Here is a 17,229-nt window from a genome sequence, read left to right as displayed (position 1 = left end):
GGTGTAGAGCAATGTTCCCATGGCATCCGCCCAAAACCATGGCGATACTGGTTCGTGGCGAGGAAGGAACCGCTCCCTTCGCAGATGAACTCTTCTGCAGGCGTCTTAGTTTGAAAAGCTCTAAGTTCAATCTCAACATATTTGTTCTCGTCATATCAAGCGAGGTGACACGCAAGCTGCCTACGCATGGATATGTGTATCGGTACGGGCAATGGAAGAAAGATCCAATTCCCGAGATCCATCTGCTGATGGATCGTTGCTTGCGACCTGTCCCCAAACAAGTACGCCAACAGCTTCATTATCTTGTAGCGTCAACTAGCGGACAGCGAGTGCGTTACTGGTCAACTTCGCTACCTGGCAAATGGAAGGTGCATCGGGCGTTATCTCGTGAACCAGCAATCCGTTCCTTACTCACACCTACACTCCTCCTACAACCTGGTGTGAAGTGGGAGCCTTGGTTAGATCGCTGGCCATCAGGACTGTTCTTCAAACCGGTGGCTGGAACTCACGGACGAGATACATTCCGACTCGTTTCAGAAGAAAAGGGCCGCTTATGGAGCGTAGATGGTCGAGACTCCAGCAATGTGGCGTTTAGCTATGTACTTCGTACACATCAATCGGTACGTAACTGGGTCGAATCAGCTATGACCCGCCACAGCATGATTATGCAGCCTTATCTTAATCTAAGCCATCACGGGCATCCATTTGACATTCGCGCCCTAGTACAAAAAAACGGAAACGGACATTGGTCCCTGACCGGATGTATGGTGCGTGAGGGAATTGAAGGATCGCTCACTTCTAATTTGCATGGTGGAGGTACAGCACATCCTGTGCAGTCTTATCTGATGGATCGATATGGTTCATCTCATACCGCTATTTTGCTGGAGAGGATCAAGCAGGCGGCTACTCTAATTCCTCCTCTGCTGGAGAGCCGATTTGGTCGGCTGGCTGAACTTGGCATTGATTTCGGAGCAGACACTGACGGTCGTCTCTGGCTGCTCGAAGTGAATTCCAAACCAGGTCGATCCGCATTTGCAATGGCGGATAATCCGCAGATGCATACAATGACGTATACCGAACCACTTGCCTATGCTCATTATTTGCTGCAACAACATGTGCTCACGGACGTCTACCGTCCAACAATGAAAATGCCGAATACATCCAGCAAAGCTGGCCTGAAACCCATCCCGATTCACGGCGGCTAAGGCCTGCAGCGCCCGCTCGCCATGGAGCCGAAGGATCTTTTCAGGATAGGAGGATAAATCATGAGTTTGACCTTTTGCAATCTGCATTTCACACAACAGCCGGATAAGGTGGTATATGTGTCCAACGCACTAATGAAGAGTCTCAACCTGTCTGGCAAAAAAACGATAAACCTGCGATTCGGCCGAGACCGCGTACCCGCTACGATCAAACCAATTAAGAAGGCGGGTAAACATCTCTATCTTGCCTCAGGCATCCGCAATCTGATGAATGTCCCCAAGCGTGGGAGCATCTACTTGCGTAACCTGCAAAACGATGAGGTTCAGCTTGGACCACTGATCGGCGTATTGTCTGACGGTCCGGGAACCAGTACGAATCCGTTCAGCTCTCGTACCGGTTTTATCAAGCAATTGCTTCGTGAAGGGAGTCGTAAATCTTATATTTATGCCTTCACACCAAGAGATATTAATTGGCAAAATGAGACGGTGTCCGGGTACTTTTTGAATGAAAACGGGGGCTTTGTACGTAAAACTGTACCGTTGCCGGACGTTGTATATAATCGGTTGCCGAGCCGACGTTCCGATTTTTCGCCTGCAATTAACCAGCTGCGTGAACGGTTCATCCGGCGGAAGATTCCTTTCTTTAACTGGAGCTTCTTCAACAAATCGGACATCTATAAATTGCTGGAGAATGACCCGTCTGCAGGACGTTATATTCCCGAATCCATTACAAACCCTACAGTTGAGCAAATGAAGGAAATGCTTGAACGCCATCAATTTGTCTACTATAAACCGACGGCTGGAAGTCTCGGCAATGGGATTTATCGTCTGACCTACTCGCCTAAACGGGGATATTTTGCACGTTATCGCAAAAAAAGCGGCAATGCACTTTTGCGTTTTGGCTCGTTCAATAGTTTGATGCGGATGTTGCAAGGCAGACACGGCAAGCAGCTCCGTGGTTACGTCGTTCAACAGGGAATCCGTCTAATCGAAATAGATGATTGCCCGATTGATTTTCGTTTTCACATGCACAAAAACGGCAGCAATCAGTGGGTCGTCGTTGGTATCGGCGCCAAGAAGGCAGGTCGGGGTAGCGTAACAACACATATCAAAAACGGCGGCTCTCTAATGACCCCTGAGCAGGCGCTCAGCCGTAACTTCGGTGACCGCGCGGGAGAAGTGCTAGGGCAGGCCAAATCCGTCGCTATTACACTGGCCCAGGCGATTGAAACCCAGCACCAGCATTTGATTGGTGAGATTGGCTTTGATCTGGGCATCGATCAGGAGGAACATGTATGGATGTTCGAAGCGAACGCCAAACCCGGACGCTCCATTTTCCGTCACCCTTCACTCCGAGTGGAGGGAAAATCATCAGTGGAGCACATCTTGGAACATTGCCTGTACTTGAGCAAATTCAGGAAGAAGGACGACATTTGATGAGCCTTCACGATGATTTTAAACCTGTCATTGCCGTTTTGACGATGCATGATGATCAACGGATGTTCAGGGGGAATCATCAAAATTTTCAAGACATTATACAGACCGGAGAAAGTATGGGTTATGTGGTGTACATCGTGACCGTTCGCGATCTGAATGTGGCTGGTCCTACCGTTAAGGGTTACACCTACCACAAAGGAAGTGGAAAATGGACTTCACAGTCCTTCCCACTTCCCCATGTCCTGTATAACCGTATACCCAGCCGGGAAGATGAGCGCAAACCATCGGTTCAACGTAAAATCGCTGAATGCATGGAATCCGGGATTGAATTGTATAATCCTTTTTTCTTCAACAAGTGGAATCTGTTCGAGTGGCTCAAAAAGTCGAAATCGACTCAAAACCTAATTCCATACACTCGCCGTATGCGCAGTGCATCCGCACTTGCTACAGTGCTCAAAAGCTATCCTTATCTGTACTTGAAACCAGAGAGCGGCAAAGCAGGAAAAGGCATCATGATGCTCAAGTTTCAAGAAAAGGATCGGCTCCCTTATCGGCTCAAAGTCCAAAGTTCCAGAAAAAGCACCACATACAAAACAGCTACACTTGCAAAATTATGGGCTCGCATTCGTAGAGAGACGGGTCACACCCCGTACATTATGCAGCAAGGCATTGAACTCGCTTCCTCTCGCAAACGCCCTTTCGACCTACGGGTACTTGTGCAGAAGAATAGTAAAGGTCAATGGAGTGTTTCGGGCGTCGGTGCGAGGTTGGCCGGTTCCCGCAGCATTACAACACATGTCCCTCGTGGAGGTAGCGTCGAGGATCCGGAACAACTGCTGACTGAGATCTTCGGTGAGGAATTAACCAGCACAATGATGAAAAGGGTAAAATCCACCTCACTGATGATTGCTAGGCAAGTTGAGCGGGGATCAGGGCACACCCTTGGCGAGATGTCCATGGATCTTGGCATAGACGATCTCGGCGAAATCTGGTTTTTTGAAGCCAATGCGAAGCCAATGAAATTCGATGAACCACAGATTAGACGGAGGTCACTGGAACGTATTTTCCACTACAGTGCCTATCTTGCTCGTCAGTCTAAACGATAACACTTATTTGAACACTTACTCGAAAGGAATAAAAGCTAAAGAAGGTGATTGTTTGTGTCCTCACCTGTTCTAGGCATTATGACGTTATACCTGAACGAACACCGAGCCTTAGAAGAACGAAGCATATATCGCAGGATGATCCTCGAAGGACGCAAGCGAGGACTCGATATATATGTGTTCACACCTGCGGATGTACATTCTGGAGGTAAGCAGATTGAAGCGATGGTGTTTCATCCGGAGAAAGGATGGTCCAGAGAGTGGCGTCCTTTCCCCGATATGATCTTCGATCGTTGTCGGATACAGCGTAATCGTCGATTTCAGCAGCTTCTTGCTTTTCGCGAAAAATATGGGCATCTCCTATTTTTGAATCGTCCATTACGCAACAAGTGGACGATTCATCAGACCCTCTCAGGTAAACCCGCCTTTAGCGAGCATCTGCCAGATACCGTACTGTTCCAGGATATGTCCGACGTGAATCGCATGTTGAAAAGCGCTTCTCTCATCTACCTAAAACCGATTAATGGAACCGGTGGGCGTGGCATTCTGCGCATTGAACGTAGCAAAGGTGAACCCAATATGGTTTTGGTTCAGGGGCGGGATCAGAAAAGGCGGATCATTACACCGCGTAAAGTCCATCTATCTCGACTTGGCTCCCTGCTCCAGCACTGGAACATGAAAGATAAATATCTGGTTCAAGAAGGTATCCATCTCCAGCTTCCCAACGGGCGTGTGCATGATTACCGCATGCTTGTTCAAAAGAACGGCGAGGGTCAGTGGGAACTGACAGGTTGCGCCGGGCGAATGGGAGCGGAGAAAAGTGTCACATCCAATCTGCATGGCGGGGGTCAGGCGGTAGCCATGAACCGATTGATGAAGCAATGGATTACGGATGAAGACCAGCGAATGGAGATTAACACAACCGCTGAGAAATTCGGCATTGATGTGGCTTCCTTTTTGGAGGATACGTATGGGGATTTGTGTGAGCTGGCGCTAGACTTAGCCATTGATAAAAGTGGACGGATCTATCTGCTTGAGGTGAATCCCAAACCTGCACGCGAGGTATTTGCTCGTATTGGTGAACGTGAAATATATCAAAAGGCCATTACGCAGCCTCTGGTTTACGCATTATGGGTGTACCGCAACAAGAAACCAGGCATCCCTCGAAAAGAAGGTAGCATCATAACGACGGTGAAGAAAAATACACGGATGAGAAAAATCCGGAAAACCAGATAAATGGTTGGTTACAGCAGAAGGAGTGAATGTCACTTATGTGAACATCCACTCCTTCTCACCGTTCTGTTACCACTCATTCCAATCATGGGGATTGAATCGAATCCTTTTCAACTGTCCATTGCACTGTGTCGTTATCAATTACGATGACTCCACCTTCGTCACCATACCTGTACGCCACTTTCATTCGCATCCGTTCAGGTTCCAGTTTACACGAGGTTACCTCTGTCATCTGGTCAGTCTGCTGATTGGCGGGCAAACATAGCGTAAGAATGCCGATTGAACCTGTAAAAGAAGCTTTGCCTTGGATCACCGTGGTTTCTAGCTTGGAGCCGTATATTTCGGATACCCAGCCCGTTTGCTGCGTAAGCTGAAATGCATGTTCGGGTATACCTGCTGTCATCCATTGCATGGAAAGCGTGGTGTCCGTTTCTGAATACGTCATGTGAGCTACTCGCTCGTCAGCTACATCACCTTGCCATGTGAGACGAGCATCTGGATGCAAGTGAAATTGTTGCTCTAATACATGCTCTTCTTCCGCGTCCAGCCAATCCACAACAAGGAGCAGAGGAACATCCACGCCTGATAAAATCCAGCGGCGATGTGTAACCGGATCGGGTAAGCGGTTATAACCGTTATGTGATGCGTCTACAAAATGATAACCTTCGTTACTCTCCCAGCGGAATGTCGTAGCTACTGCTTCAGGCTCCCCCCATTGCTGTGTTGATACATATGGAGTCTGATCAAGCCCATCCACGGTAATTGTATTGTGGGCTCGTGTGCTTTTGAAATAGTGTCGCCATTCGCCTTCCTCGTACGTATAACGTCCGGTATCTGTAAACAAAAGCTGATTACCCCACATCCACTCCATGTTCAAAGCATCTGCATGTCCATGCGCTCCGCCCATAGAAGCAGCATCCAAGAAGAGATATTGACGATGGTCTCTCATCACGTAATACCCTGTCTGCGGAAAAGCACAGCTTGACAATGAAGGCGTGTTAGCCTTCTGAAGTGTCATACATCGTTCATACTGATCTGCGCCGAGAAGCCAGAGACATTCTGCGCTTTCTGCCCCGCGACCGATCCAATGATCGTCCTCCAGAATAGCACCGAGCAGGGTTAATCGCTGCCTTCCATCGCTGACCCAGTCGGAATCGCCGATTCCGGTTGATTGATGATCTGGCCGGATTAACGCTTCGGTAAACGAACCCATTTTGCGTAGGCCTTCACCATACCATGCCGAGAAAGGATGACCCGCTATTTTCCCCAGTAAATAAGGAGTTCCAAACATTTCAATGCTCGCATTATGGTAGTGAGTTGTCAGTTCAACTTGTATTCCTTCTGAATTAATCTGGTGAAGCAGACACAACTCCAGTCGTTCCACCGCTACCTGCCGCCAATAAGCAGCTCTCGGGTGGGCATGATGAAAGATTGCGATCATGAATAATCCCTGCATATGCATGATCGCGTGATTGATTTCCGTGCTTCCTAGATAACTAGTCAAAAATTCGGCGTGCTCCTCTAAACCTTGCCTGAATTCTGCCTGAAAGTCGGCGTCAAGTAGTGGACTATCCTCCATGTATTTATAGGCAGCTACCCATGACTGTACACGCAGTCCAGTCTCTAGTAGACGCCAAGGACCTGGCTTTTGGAAAAAGACGGCCTCATCATAAGGCACTTGAGCAGGTACCGGATTCTGTTCTCTCCAGCTTCGAAAGTGAGCCATAAAGGTGGACACATACAATGGATTGCCTTTCATCAAGTACGCCTTGCCCAGATCAATCATATGCCAATGTCGGTTCATGCCCCACGTAAATTCCAGATCATTCGTTGGATTATGAAGCCAATCTACAGGGGTTCCCATTGGAATCCAGCGACTCAGATCATTCGTATAAGGCACGATAAATTCATTGATTATGGCACGATTAGCAATCGTTACCGAATTTCGTGCCTCCTCTGGGAAATGTTTCTCATAATAAGCAGCCGCTTCATGCAGTTCAACTGTCGAAAGGAAGAAATCACTCATTGGGGCTCCTCAATGAAATCCTCACGAAATGGCGTAAACACATCCAGAATGATGGAATCTTCCAGTGCCTTCACCCCATGTGGGACGTTATAGCCAGCATAGAAACTATCCCCTGCTTTCAGGATGCGTGTATCCTCACCAACTTGAACCTCAAAGCTGCCCTTGACGATATAGCTTACCTGTTCATGCCGATCATGAGAGTGAACCTCACCAATTCCACCTTTCGCAAAGCTCACCTCTACCATCATCAATGTTCCGCCCATACCCAAAATTTTACGAGAGCTCGTTGCGTTAATGACTTGTTCAGGAATCGCTCCATTTTCCAATATCATTGTTTTTGCCCCTCTCCTCTGGAATGAGCGACCGGAGTACGTAGACACCGGCCGCTTATATTTACTTATCACCACACTGCTATTCTTCTGTAGATAATTTGCCTTGAAGCTTAGAGGAATCAAAAGAAGGATCGGCGCTTATATTGGTTAACCCTGCCGCTTTGGTCTTCTCCAGTGCAGCATTGTATCTGCTATTCAGATCTTTGATCACATTATCGATATCGCCGCCCGTGAAGACAAAGATGGAGAATGCATCCGTCCATTTGGTTCCTTCCAGTGAACTCTCCGTTACTACCCCTGGATTCGCAGGGAAAATCGCATCATAGCGCTTCGGCAGGAAGCCCTCAATGCCAGGAATGTTTGGCTTCTTGCCTGAGCTTAATACCGCTGGAATCAGGGAGATACCATAGCCTTTTTCGTAATACTCACTTTGTAGGTCTTTGCTGTACACATACTCCATAAACTTCCACGCCGCTTCTTTTTGCGTTGAATCTGCACTGATCCCGATATATGAACCGCCTATAACTTGCGAAGCACCCTTGATCGTTCCATCACTTGTGGGCACAGGAGCAGCAGCCCAGTTCTCTTCGGTAGGGAATTGGTCTTTGTATACCCCCGGCTCGCCCGAATGATTGATGTACATCCCAATTTTGCCTTGTGCAAACTGCGCTCTCAGCGGATCAATATCCAGACTTTCAACCCCTGGTAGCATACTTCCATCCTCACTCATCTGGCGAAGCGCAAGTGCAACATCCTTGTACATGCCAAAATCGAATTGACCTGTACGGTAGTTGTAACCATCGATACCGTAGTTGTTACTGGCTCCTGCGATGGTGTTGGCCGCTCTCCAGAAACCGCTTCCACTTTTGAACGGGCTAGCAAAGCCATAGATTCCTTCACTTTTCCCAGCTTCCGTAATTTTCTTCGCATCCTCCACCATTTCGCTCAACGTTGTAGGCGGACTTGTGATCCCGGCTTTTTGGAAAATATCTTGGTTATACACAAGCCTCCATACTTGTCCGGTATTCGGAAGAGTATATATTTTTCCATCTATTGTATTCTTGTTATCGATCAGGCTGTCTTTGAATGTAGCTTTCATATCCTCACTCATATACCCATCAATTGGAGCAAGATATCCCTTTTGATAATAGGTCTGAAAATCATTGACTTGCAGCACATCCGGTGCTTGTTTACTTGCAAAAGCAATATCTACCGCCTGTGGGTAATTGTCACCCATCACGGTCATTTCCACTTCAATATTATCTTTATTGGTTTTATTGAATTCATCAATTTTGGTTTTCATAAAATCAGCATCATGGCGATCGGGCGTCCAGTAGATGACCTTGGTTTTCCCTTCTGTACTTGTTCCATCACTGCCACCCGTTCCGGTGCTTGCTGTTGTTGCACTGTTGGTAGAACAACCTGCCAAACTCAATGCGAGCAATGCACTCAGTGTAGTCATCATCCATTTCTTAACCATTGAAATGCCCCCCTATGCTTGTCTGGACAACCTGTCAGGTTACCCGATAACGTAATGATAATCGCTCAAATGTAGATGATGTGAGGGACATTATAACTATGAATGGGGGGACAAATGATGTTCCCTGCATTCATTAATTCAGATACATTTGACGGAAATGCGTAGGTGTCATACCACAATACTTTTTGAACAAACCACTGAAATACGGACGATCCTCGTAACCGAGCATCTGACAAATCTCCTGTACTTGTATGCCTGCAACCAACAGATCCTTGGCCTTCTCCATCCTCATTTTCGTAATATATTGAATCAAGGTCATGCCCGTTTCTTTCTTGAACGCATTGGCAAAATAACTTGGACTTAGGTGAACTGATTGAGCGCAAAGATTCAACGTCAGGTTCTCTTCCAGGTTCATACTGATAAATTCCTGAGCTTTATGAATAGCCTGCTTCACATCCGTAAGCCGCTTCTTATCCATGATCTCACAGCCCATACTGCTGAAATGCTTGATGTACCCTTTCCAACCGTCAAATGTCAACGAGCGCATCTCCTCAAGCACCATCAGGTCAGCTTCTAAACGCATGCGTTCTTCCTCCGTAATCTCATCACAAAAGGCACGATAGATGGCAAACGCAAGCCCAGACAACAGACGAATCATCGTAAGTGGCTCAGGATACCCCTCCGAAAACTGCCATTCCTCCAAAATATCATCAATGATCCGGTGACAGGTGCTTTCATTGCCGCACTTAAGCGCATAAAAGAGTTCCTTCTCCTTCTCCAAAGGGTAAGCAGGGGCTACCCACTCCTGACGTTCAACGATTGCATATTGGAAGATGCAGTTTCCCTCACTATAAAATCGGTAGCCAATGGCTTTATCGGCATGTGCATATGCATTCCACACTTCCTGCGGTCTTCGGGCAATCGTGCCCAAACCGATGGAAATCGTCTTTTTGCTGAACTGTTGCACATTGAGCCGACATTCCTCCAGCAGCTCTGGAGCTGTCATGGATGCAGGTGTATTGAACATCGCCACAAGCCGGTATCTGCTCTCGCGTAATACAACACCTCTGGTATGGCGATTTAGTGTCTCTTCCACAATATTCTGAACTGCAAAAGGCACGATCTCGGCATCCAGGTGCATTGTATTCTCACACCGGGTATACCCGTCGACTTCTATGACCATAACCTCAAGATTCGAAGAATCGAGATCAATCTGTAGTTCATTCCAGCGATTCTCATTCATAAAACCACCAACTTCATGACGAAGCAGTCCCAGAAGGTAGCTATGACGAATATGCACGCTACTGCTCTCAACCTTTTGTTCCAATTGTTCAAGCTGTCTCGACTGTGCCTGCTCACCTTCAATCACTTCTCTTACCTTGAGCACTGCGCCTAATATTTCATCAGGAGTAAAAGGTTTGAGTAAATAATCGGAAGCCCCTAGTTTAATCGCCTCCTGGGCATAACGGAAGTCGGAGTATCCACTGATGAAAATAAACTTGGTGCGTAGCCCAGCATCCGATGCCCGTTTCATCAATTCAAGCCCGCTGAGGCGGGGCATTTTGATATCAGTAATGACAAGATCCGGCTCTTGCTCGATAAGAAGCGACCACCCTTGTTCGCCATTGTTGGCTGTACCTACAATTTGTACCTGATGATCTTGCCAAGCAATGGTCGAAGATATACCTTTTACAACCGCCTGAATATCATCCATTACACATACCGTCAAATGATCCATACTACCCCTCCTCAGGTGATTGGAATCGTGATGATGACCTTCGTTCCGACGCCTATGCTGCTCTCAAATACAACTGAAGCGGCATCTCCGTAATATAGGCTTAGTCTGCCATGGAGATTAGCGAGCGCGTATCCTTGACGTCTGCCTTCGGCTCCTCCCCTGAGCTGCCCCTCAGCCGTTTCCATACCGCAACCGTTATCAGCAACCTCTAGTGTCAGCAGGTCATCATCTCGATTAATTTTAATCACAATGACGCCAAGCTCATCTTTATCCCTAAATCCGTGCAAGATCGAGTTTTCAACTAAAGGCTGCAGCAATATTTTCAATATTTCTACGGAATAACAGGATGGATCACCCACCTCAATACGATAAATGAATAGATCCTCATAACACTTTTGTTGAAGTTGTAGATACTGCTCCACGTGCCTAATCTCTTGTTCTACATTGGTCATGTCCTTCCCATCATTCAACCCGAGTCGGAACAACAGTGACAATGATACGATCATTTCACTAACGTCTTTTTTCTCACCACTCTCACTTTTCCAGAACATCGTATTTAACGTGTTGTACAGAAAGTGAGGATCAACCTGTGCTTGAAGCGCTTTCACTTCAAACCGTCGTTTATCCCGCTCAGTTACTCGTACCTCCTCGAACAAAACCTGAATCTGATCCAGCATGCGATTAAAACGATGCCCAACCGCACTGACCTCATCATCGTACTTGCTGCGAAAGCGTACATCCAGATCGTTCGATTGAACTTCAACCATTAAACGGCGTAGCTTATTCAGCGGCTTGAGCAGCGCGGATGCCAGCAAGTTCGACAGCCCCAGAGCGAGCACAATGCAAAAACCCATAATGCCAATAACGAGCCAGCGAATTTTGCGCAGCGGAGACAATAAATCTGCTTTGGACTGCACACTGACCATCACCCAGTCCTCATTCATCGATAACGAAGAATAGTTAACGAGCATGTCCTCTCCTTGGCTACTCGTATACCTAAAATCTCCACCAGTACCACGATTAATCTCGCTGCTGAATTCAGGGTCAGTAAGGTAACTCACATCCTGGGAGGTTGATCGAATGACCTGTGCACCATTTTTGTTCAGCAAAAACAACTGAATTGAGTTATTCATCAAGTCCTGATCCAGAATATCCCTCATCGCTTCTTCCTTCATATTGACCACCATATACACGTTCGACAATGAGTGATTATCAACCACAATCGGTTTGAGTAAGAGTGACAGCACATGATCCTTCGCCTGGAACAACTGACTTTGATGCGAACCAAACCACATCGTATTCCAGCCCTGCTGCTTCACAAGCTGCCCGTATTGCTTATCAAATCCATCATCCCGGTTCGGTACATCTTTGGTTGAATAAAAATCACCAATTGGTGTTGTTAAAAAGGTCGTATCAATTAAGGGCTCTACAAGCTTCAATTGCGTAAATGACGTCTGCAGGAGTGAAAGATTCTGATAATAGTGGGAGTCATTATTGTTGCGAACATCTCGCATCACCTGAGTGAAGGTCTCATTCAGCATAAAAGAATATGAAGATACAACGATATGCCTTAAGTGTTCATCCATTACCTGCACAGACTTATTCAGGATTCCCTGCTTCAGTTCAAGCGCGTTCCGTTCAATGCTGCGAGCAGCAAATAAATACGAGCTAATTCCTGTTACACTGATGCATAACACTACGAGGAAAATGTACAACAGTTGTATCCTTTTTTTCAGAGTCATCTTATAGAAGTTCATGTTCATCGGCGTTCACTCCTCGGATACGGATCAGCTCTGCCACTGTAGATTAACAAGAGTATAGCACAGCAGAATATCCCATAATACCGTTCCCATTTTAAGGAAATTACACCTATCCTTTGACCGCGCCTAATGTCACCTGCATAAATGATTTGTTCGCAAAAATATACACAACGAGCAGTGGCAATATGGATAGACACGCCCCAGCCATCATGAGTTGAACCTCAGCGGCAGCTCCGATGCCATAACGCAGATTCGCCAAGCCTACAGGTAAGGTTTGCAAATTGGGATTGTTCATCGTAAATACAAAAGGCAAGATGTACTCATTCCACGAGCTCTGAAATGCTCCAAGTCCTGCAACCGCCAAACCGGGACGAAGCAGTGGAAGGATGATGCGCCAATACACGGTGTAAAAATTACAGCCATCGATCATGGCGGCCTCATCCAGATCACGCGGGATGCTTTTGAAGAAGCCCACTAAAATGAAGTACGTCGCGGCATGGGCGCTAATTAAAATAATGATGACGCCCCATAGGGTATGATTCAGGCCTAGTTTGACCATCAGATCGAACTGCGGACGCAGAACCACGGCTCCGATGGATATAAACAAGGTAGATGCCATCAATACGGAGTACGCCTTCTTGCCTCTAAAATTCACCCGATCCACGGCATACGCCGACATGGATGAAACCAACAGCATTCCTGTTGTTGCAGTGACACTAACAAAAACGCTGTTGAGCGTGAATCCTGAGAAATTGGCTGTTCGCCATGCCTGAGCATAATTAGAGAACTGCCATACCTTAGGCAATATCGTTGCACCGCCCGTTAATTCCTGATTCGTTTTGAAAGAGCCCAGCAGGACTAATAGAATCGGAAACAGCGACAGGACAGCAATCAGAAGCAGGAAAATCGTGAGAAGTGTTCGCTTTAATCCTTGAATCCATTTGGGTGAAAGACTTGGTTTCATAACAATCTGTGACATGTTCGGTTCCTCCTGTCTGCTGTTAATAAACATCATTAAGCTTCTTGGATATCCAGAAATAAATGAGCGTGACAGCGCCTACAATAATGGCCGTTGTGAATCCTACTGCACTGCCGTAACCCAGTTGCTGGAGTGATTGTGTATCAGCTGAGATCGGAAATAACAACTTAAAGAGATACAAGTACATCACTTCCGTTTTGCCATATGGGCCTCCTTCGGTTAATACCATAATGCTCTCGTACCCTTTGAGTGCGGTGGTAATCGCCAGCATAATAATCATCTGCAGCACAGGACCGAGCAGTGGAATCGTTACATTTCTAAGTTTCTGGAACTCATTCGCTCCATCCAGCGATGCTGCCTCGTACAGTTCTTCAGGAATACTTTGCAGACCGGCGATAAACAGCAACATATAGTTCCCTACAGCTCCCCAGATCGCAATGATTATGGTTGTCATCATGGCATGATCCGCATCCAACCAGCCAATTGGGGCAGAGATCACATGATACTTCACGAGTAGTTGATTCAAGATGCCGTTGTACGAATTAAAAATAATAAAGAAAACGATCGCCATAACCGAAGCACTGAAAATGGTTGGAAGATAGTACACAGCTCTCAGCAGCGAACGCCCTTTCCATTTGCGATTCAAGATGATCGCGAGCGTCAGAGCTAGCGGGATTGTGACCACGAGTTTACCTAATGCATAGACGCCTGTATTGCCAACAGAAGACCAGAACTGTGTATCCCGCATAATGCGGGCAAAGTTGCCGAGTCCAATAAATACGGGCGTTCCAATACCTTGATAATCGTAGAACATATAACGTAGAGCCCATAAGAGGGGATACACCCCAAACACGAGAGTTAGAAATAGACTGGGAAAGATGAACAGGTACGCATGCACTTTTTTCGGCTTCATCAACATTGACCCCCTTACTAGCTTTTGCAAGAAGTATAGAGCGAGCACCGTGTGAAGCGGGATGGGGAAATCCACTTTTTACAGGGGAGAATGTAACTGAGTGATTGTAGATTGTAGATAAATGAACGTGAGGGAGTGAATGAATTGAGCGAATGCGAAAGAATGTGAAAGAATATGAGGAGCATAAAACAAAAAAAACTGCATCTCCAACAAAACTTCATTGGAAATGCAGGTTATACCTTGTTAACAACAATAAAAATGTGAAATGTTTTATACGGTTATTCTGCTTCCTTATACAGACGAAGTAGCTCTGTGAAATCAGAGATCAGTACATCCGATCCGGCCAGTTCTTCATCCCTACCAAAACCAGCATAGGCGCAGCCAATGACGGTCTGCCCATTCATTTTCCCAGCTTCTACATCCGATGAACGGTCACCTACCATCCACGCATCCTGAATCCGATGTTTCTCAAGCAGGATCTGAACAAGATTAACTTTGGAAGGCGTTTGGTATTGACCGGCACTATACACCCCTTCAAACAAAGGCATGATCTCATGAGCAAACGCCACACCTTTGACGTAATCCTCAAGTCCATTACTCGCTACAAATAACCGCACCCCTTGCTCCTTGAGCGCTGTTAGAGTTTCCTTAACGTTAGGATACAGGGTAGAACTTCCTTGATCGAGTCCTTCAATCTCCAATTGAAGCAATAATTCATCCGCACGGCGATGTGCTGCCTCTGATGCTTCAGGCATAACTACTTTCCAAATATCTTCAAGTAACATACCAAGACTTCCAAGCATCCGTTCCTCAGGAGGTGTCTCTCCTTCGAAGTGCCCTTCGGCTCTCAGTGTATCAAACAATTGGTGATAGGCAGGCAATAACAATGTTTCTGTCTGGAATAGTGTGCCATCCATATCAAATATCATTGCTTCCGGTTTAAGCAGTGCCTTCTCTTTTGTCATATCAAAACGTCCTTTCGGATTGGGATATGTATTCGGAATCTTTCCCTCCCCATGATAAACATAAACGTTTGTAAGTGTAAACCGACAATGTAAAACACACTTCGCAAACATTATACAATTCAAAAGATAACATTATACATAAAGTAAACAAACTATATACAAAGTGATTGAGTTTAAGTATAATACTGAAAATAGTCATTCAGACCCTACATCTAAAGTCCCTATTTTATGTTTTTCCTGTTTTTTCGACAAATATATATACCCGACAGAGAGGAATAACAAACATGGTAAAGCGCAGAACCTTTAAAATTTTCTACAAGATTGGTTTGGGCTATTTGCTCGTGCTGGCTGTTCTAGCCGGTTCTATTGTATTGATCCAAAATAGCATTAACCAGCTCCAACACGAGCTTGATTTTCTGGTCGATCACGATATGAAAGTGCATGATTTGACGTATGAATTGGAAAAAACGATGGTAGATATGGAGACAGGGCAAAGAGGATATGTCATTACAGGACAGGACAGCTATCTCGTTCCCTACACCGAAGGTCTAGAACAGAAGGAAACGATCACCACACAACTCAAAGCACTCATTGCTGATAATCCAGCACAGCTCGTCTTGCTTGAGAATATACATAATGTTATGAACAATTGGGTACAGGTTGCAGGCGAACCCGTTATTGATTCACGACGAGCTAACGATATGTCCACCGTGCAGGCGTTCTTCGTGAATGATCCTGGTAAGCAGGATATGGATCAAATTCGTGATTCACTCATGACGTTCCGCACTAATGAACTAGCGTTAACCGAACAACGTACCGAAGCACTCAAACAAAAAAACGAGCTACTTAATATAGAGTTATACGGTGCGCTCATCCTTGTTGCCTTGATTTCAATCATTGCAGCTCTGACGCTGTCACGCTCTATTGTCAAAAACATTCGTAGCGTCACCAGTGCACTGAACGACATTGGCTCATCTAACGGAGACCTAACCCTCCGGATTGCGACCCATATGAAGGATGAGACGCGTGAACTCGCAGATGCGGCTAATGCAATGCTGCTCGGATTGCAACACATGATGCTTGAGATTCAGAACAATGCCAGCATCCTGAGTACGGCTTCTGATCGATTGGATAAAGGTGTGTCGGATAATCTCTCTGCAGGTAAGGAAGTTGCCACCGCCATGGAACGAGTCGCCGAAGGTGCAGATGAACAAGTCGTTCTGACACAAACGATGGTTGCTGCCATGGGGCAATCGCTGACTGGACTAAACCGAGTATCCTCTTCTACTGCCGATGTAGCTGAACGTGCTGTAAGAACGGAATCCATCGCGCTGGATGGACAAGAGCGTATTGATAATGCAGTGGGTAAAATGGGAACCATTGAACAATCATTCCGCTCCGTTCAGGAGTCCATTAATGACATCTCTAAAATGTCGGATCAGGTCATCTCCATTGCAGAATCAATCTCAGGAACGGCTAGACAAACCAATCTCCTTGCTCTTAACGCTGGAATTGAAGCCGCACGAGCTGGAGAACATGGTAAAGGGTTCGCTGTTGTCGCCACCGAAATTCGCAATCTGGCAGACCAGAGCGCTACCTCAGCCAAACATATTACTAGCATCCTTGAAACTGTACTTGCAGGCGTTCAGAACACGGTTCAGATTGTAGACTCTAATACCGTTCATGTCACAGAAGGATTACGAACAATAGAGGATGCTGGACATGCCTTTGCTAATATTACAGAACACATTCATAATCTAAGTGGGGAAATGGTGGACATCTCCGCTGTGGTGGAAGAGCTCACAGCAGGCAGTCAAGCTGTTATGTCTTCTATTCATGCCGTATCCGCTGTGGTCGAAGACACTGCATCAGCAACCGAAGAAGTATCCGCCATGACCGAGGAACAATTGGCCTCCTTGCAGGAAATGACCGATACATCTAAACAGTTAAACCAAATGTCCGATGCGTTGGATCAGCTCGTGAACCGATTTAAGCTTGCTTAATGAGTGTAATGAGGAAGTTAATTTACTAAACTTAAATACAAAGAAGCAGCAGCCTGAA

Annotated in this window: 13 protein-coding genes; 5 read left to right on the top strand and 8 right to left on the bottom strand. The window is 46.3% G+C overall.

Translation table 11 applies throughout. The annotated features are described in order from the left end of the window. The first annotated feature begins 11 nt into the window (after nucleotides 1–11). Genes M3636_RS13805 through M3636_RS13790 form a run of 4 tightly spaced genes read left to right on the top strand, consistent with a single transcriptional unit; the run spans nucleotide 12 to nucleotide 4,978 of the window. On the top strand, nucleotides 12–1,205 hold the full coding sequence (locus tag M3636_RS13805; RefSeq protein ID WP_251382907.1) for a YheC/YheD family endospore coat-associated protein: 1,194 nt from the start codon (nucleotides 12–14) through the stop codon (nucleotides 1,203–1,205). 60 nt (nucleotides 1,206–1,265) lie between these two features. Beyond that, nucleotides 1,266–2,639: a YheC/YheD family endospore coat-associated protein gene (locus M3636_RS13800; protein WP_251382906.1), complete on the top strand. Its 1,374-nt coding sequence runs from the start codon at nucleotides 1,266–1,268 to the stop codon at nucleotides 2,637–2,639. Continuing rightward, complete coding sequence (locus M3636_RS13795) at nucleotides 2,639–3,745, top strand: YheC/YheD family endospore coat-associated protein (protein WP_251382905.1); 1,107 nt, start codon at nucleotides 2,639–2,641, stop codon at nucleotides 3,743–3,745. Before M3636_RS13800 ends, M3636_RS13795 begins: the two co-directional genes overlap by 1 nt. 54 nt (nucleotides 3,746–3,799) lie before the next feature. Continuing rightward, nucleotides 3,800–4,978: a YheC/YheD family endospore coat-associated protein gene (locus tag M3636_RS13790; protein ID WP_251382904.1), complete on the top strand. Its 1,179-nt coding sequence runs from the start codon at nucleotides 3,800–3,802 to the stop codon at nucleotides 4,976–4,978. Nucleotides 4,979–5,060: 82 nt separating this feature from the next. Here the strand turns inward: M3636_RS13790 and M3636_RS13785 are convergent, their stop codons facing one another. The 8 genes from M3636_RS13785 to M3636_RS13750 form a co-directional block, all read right to left on the bottom strand. Continuing rightward, nucleotides 5,061–7,001, bottom strand: coding sequence for a heparinase II/III domain-containing protein (locus M3636_RS13785; RefSeq protein WP_251382903.1), 1,941 nt, complete (start codon nucleotides 6,999–7,001; stop codon nucleotides 5,061–5,063). Then, nucleotides 6,998–7,333, bottom strand: a complete 336-nt coding sequence (locus tag M3636_RS13780; protein WP_251382902.1) for a cupin domain-containing protein — start codon at nucleotides 7,331–7,333, stop codon at nucleotides 6,998–7,000. Before M3636_RS13780 ends, M3636_RS13785 begins: the two co-directional genes overlap by 4 nt. Nucleotides 7,334–7,412: 79 nt before the next feature. After that, nucleotides 7,413–8,813: an ABC transporter substrate-binding protein gene (locus M3636_RS13775; RefSeq protein WP_251382901.1), complete on the bottom strand. Its 1,401-nt coding sequence runs from the start codon at nucleotides 8,811–8,813 to the stop codon at nucleotides 7,413–7,415. Nucleotides 8,814–8,946: 133 nt separating this feature from the next. Beyond that, nucleotides 8,947–10,551: a response regulator gene (locus M3636_RS13770; RefSeq protein WP_251382900.1), complete on the bottom strand. Its 1,605-nt coding sequence runs from the start codon at nucleotides 10,549–10,551 to the stop codon at nucleotides 8,947–8,949. Nucleotides 10,552–10,562: 11 nt separating this feature from the next. After that, on the bottom strand, nucleotides 10,563–12,314 hold the full coding sequence (locus tag M3636_RS13765) for a cache domain-containing sensor histidine kinase (protein ID WP_251382899.1): 1,752 nt from the start codon (nucleotides 12,312–12,314) through the stop codon (nucleotides 10,563–10,565). A 106-nt stretch (nucleotides 12,315–12,420) separates the two neighbouring features. Further along, nucleotides 12,421–13,275, bottom strand: a complete 855-nt coding sequence (locus M3636_RS13760) for a carbohydrate ABC transporter permease (protein ID WP_483311522.1) — start codon at nucleotides 13,273–13,275, stop codon at nucleotides 12,421–12,423. Between the two features lie 37 nt (nucleotides 13,276–13,312). Then, complete coding sequence (locus M3636_RS13755; protein ID WP_128101163.1) at nucleotides 13,313–14,203, bottom strand: carbohydrate ABC transporter permease; 891 nt, start codon at nucleotides 14,201–14,203, stop codon at nucleotides 13,313–13,315. A 278-nt stretch (nucleotides 14,204–14,481) separates the two neighbouring features. Further along, nucleotides 14,482–15,168, bottom strand: a complete 687-nt coding sequence (locus tag M3636_RS13750; RefSeq protein ID WP_128101162.1) for an HAD hydrolase-like protein — start codon at nucleotides 15,166–15,168, stop codon at nucleotides 14,482–14,484. Between the two features lie 284 nt (nucleotides 15,169–15,452). Between M3636_RS13750 and M3636_RS13745 the strand changes: the two genes are divergently transcribed. Continuing rightward, nucleotides 15,453–17,171 carry a methyl-accepting chemotaxis protein gene (locus M3636_RS13745; protein ID WP_164848654.1) on the top strand — a complete coding sequence of 573 codons (1,719 nt, stop codon included), beginning with the start codon at nucleotides 15,453–15,455 and terminating at the stop codon, nucleotides 17,169–17,171. The last annotated feature ends 58 nt before the right edge of the window (nucleotides 17,172–17,229 follow it).

Source organism: Paenibacillus sp. MER 99-2, assembly GCF_023714095.1.
In the GTDB taxonomy this organism is placed as follows: domain Bacteria; phylum Bacillota; class Bacilli; order Paenibacillales; family Paenibacillaceae; genus Paenibacillus.
This window is presented reverse-complemented; position numbering and strand designations above follow the sequence as displayed.

Coding starts and splice junctions, on each gene's coding strand:
- M3636_RS13745 (WP_164848654.1), top strand. CDS start 15,453: ATGGTAAAGCGCAGAACCTTTAAAATTTTCTACAAGATTGGTTTGGGC.
- M3636_RS13805 (WP_251382907.1), top strand. CDS start 12: ATGTTCCCATGGCATCCGCCCAAAACCATGGCGATACTGGTTCGTGGC.
- M3636_RS13775 (WP_251382901.1), bottom strand. CDS start 8,813: ATGGTTAAGAAATGGATGATGACTACACTGAGTGCATTGCTCGCATTG.
- M3636_RS13755 (WP_128101163.1), bottom strand. CDS start 14,203: ATGAAGCCGAAAAAAGTGCATGCGTACCTGTTCATCTTTCCCAGTCTA.
- M3636_RS13780 (WP_251382902.1), bottom strand. CDS start 7,333: ATGATATTGGAAAATGGAGCGATTCCTGAACAAGTCATTAACGCAACG.
- M3636_RS13750 (WP_128101162.1), bottom strand. CDS start 15,168: ATGACAAAAGAGAAGGCACTGCTTAAACCGGAAGCAATGATATTTGAT.
- M3636_RS13785 (WP_251382903.1), bottom strand. CDS start 7,001: ATGAGTGATTTCTTCCTTTCGACAGTTGAACTGCATGAAGCGGCTGCT.
- M3636_RS13795 (WP_251382905.1), top strand. CDS start 2,639: ATGAGCCTTCACGATGATTTTAAACCTGTCATTGCCGTTTTGACGATG.
- M3636_RS13760 (WP_483311522.1), bottom strand. CDS start 13,275: ATGAAACCAAGTCTTTCACCCAAATGGATTCAAGGATTAAAGCGAACA.
- M3636_RS13800 (WP_251382906.1), top strand. CDS start 1,266: ATGAGTTTGACCTTTTGCAATCTGCATTTCACACAACAGCCGGATAAG.
- M3636_RS13765 (WP_251382899.1), bottom strand. CDS start 12,314: ATGAACATGAACTTCTATAAGATGACTCTGAAAAAAAGGATACAACTG.
- M3636_RS13770 (WP_251382900.1), bottom strand. CDS start 10,551: ATGGATCATTTGACGGTATGTGTAATGGATGATATTCAGGCGGTTGTA.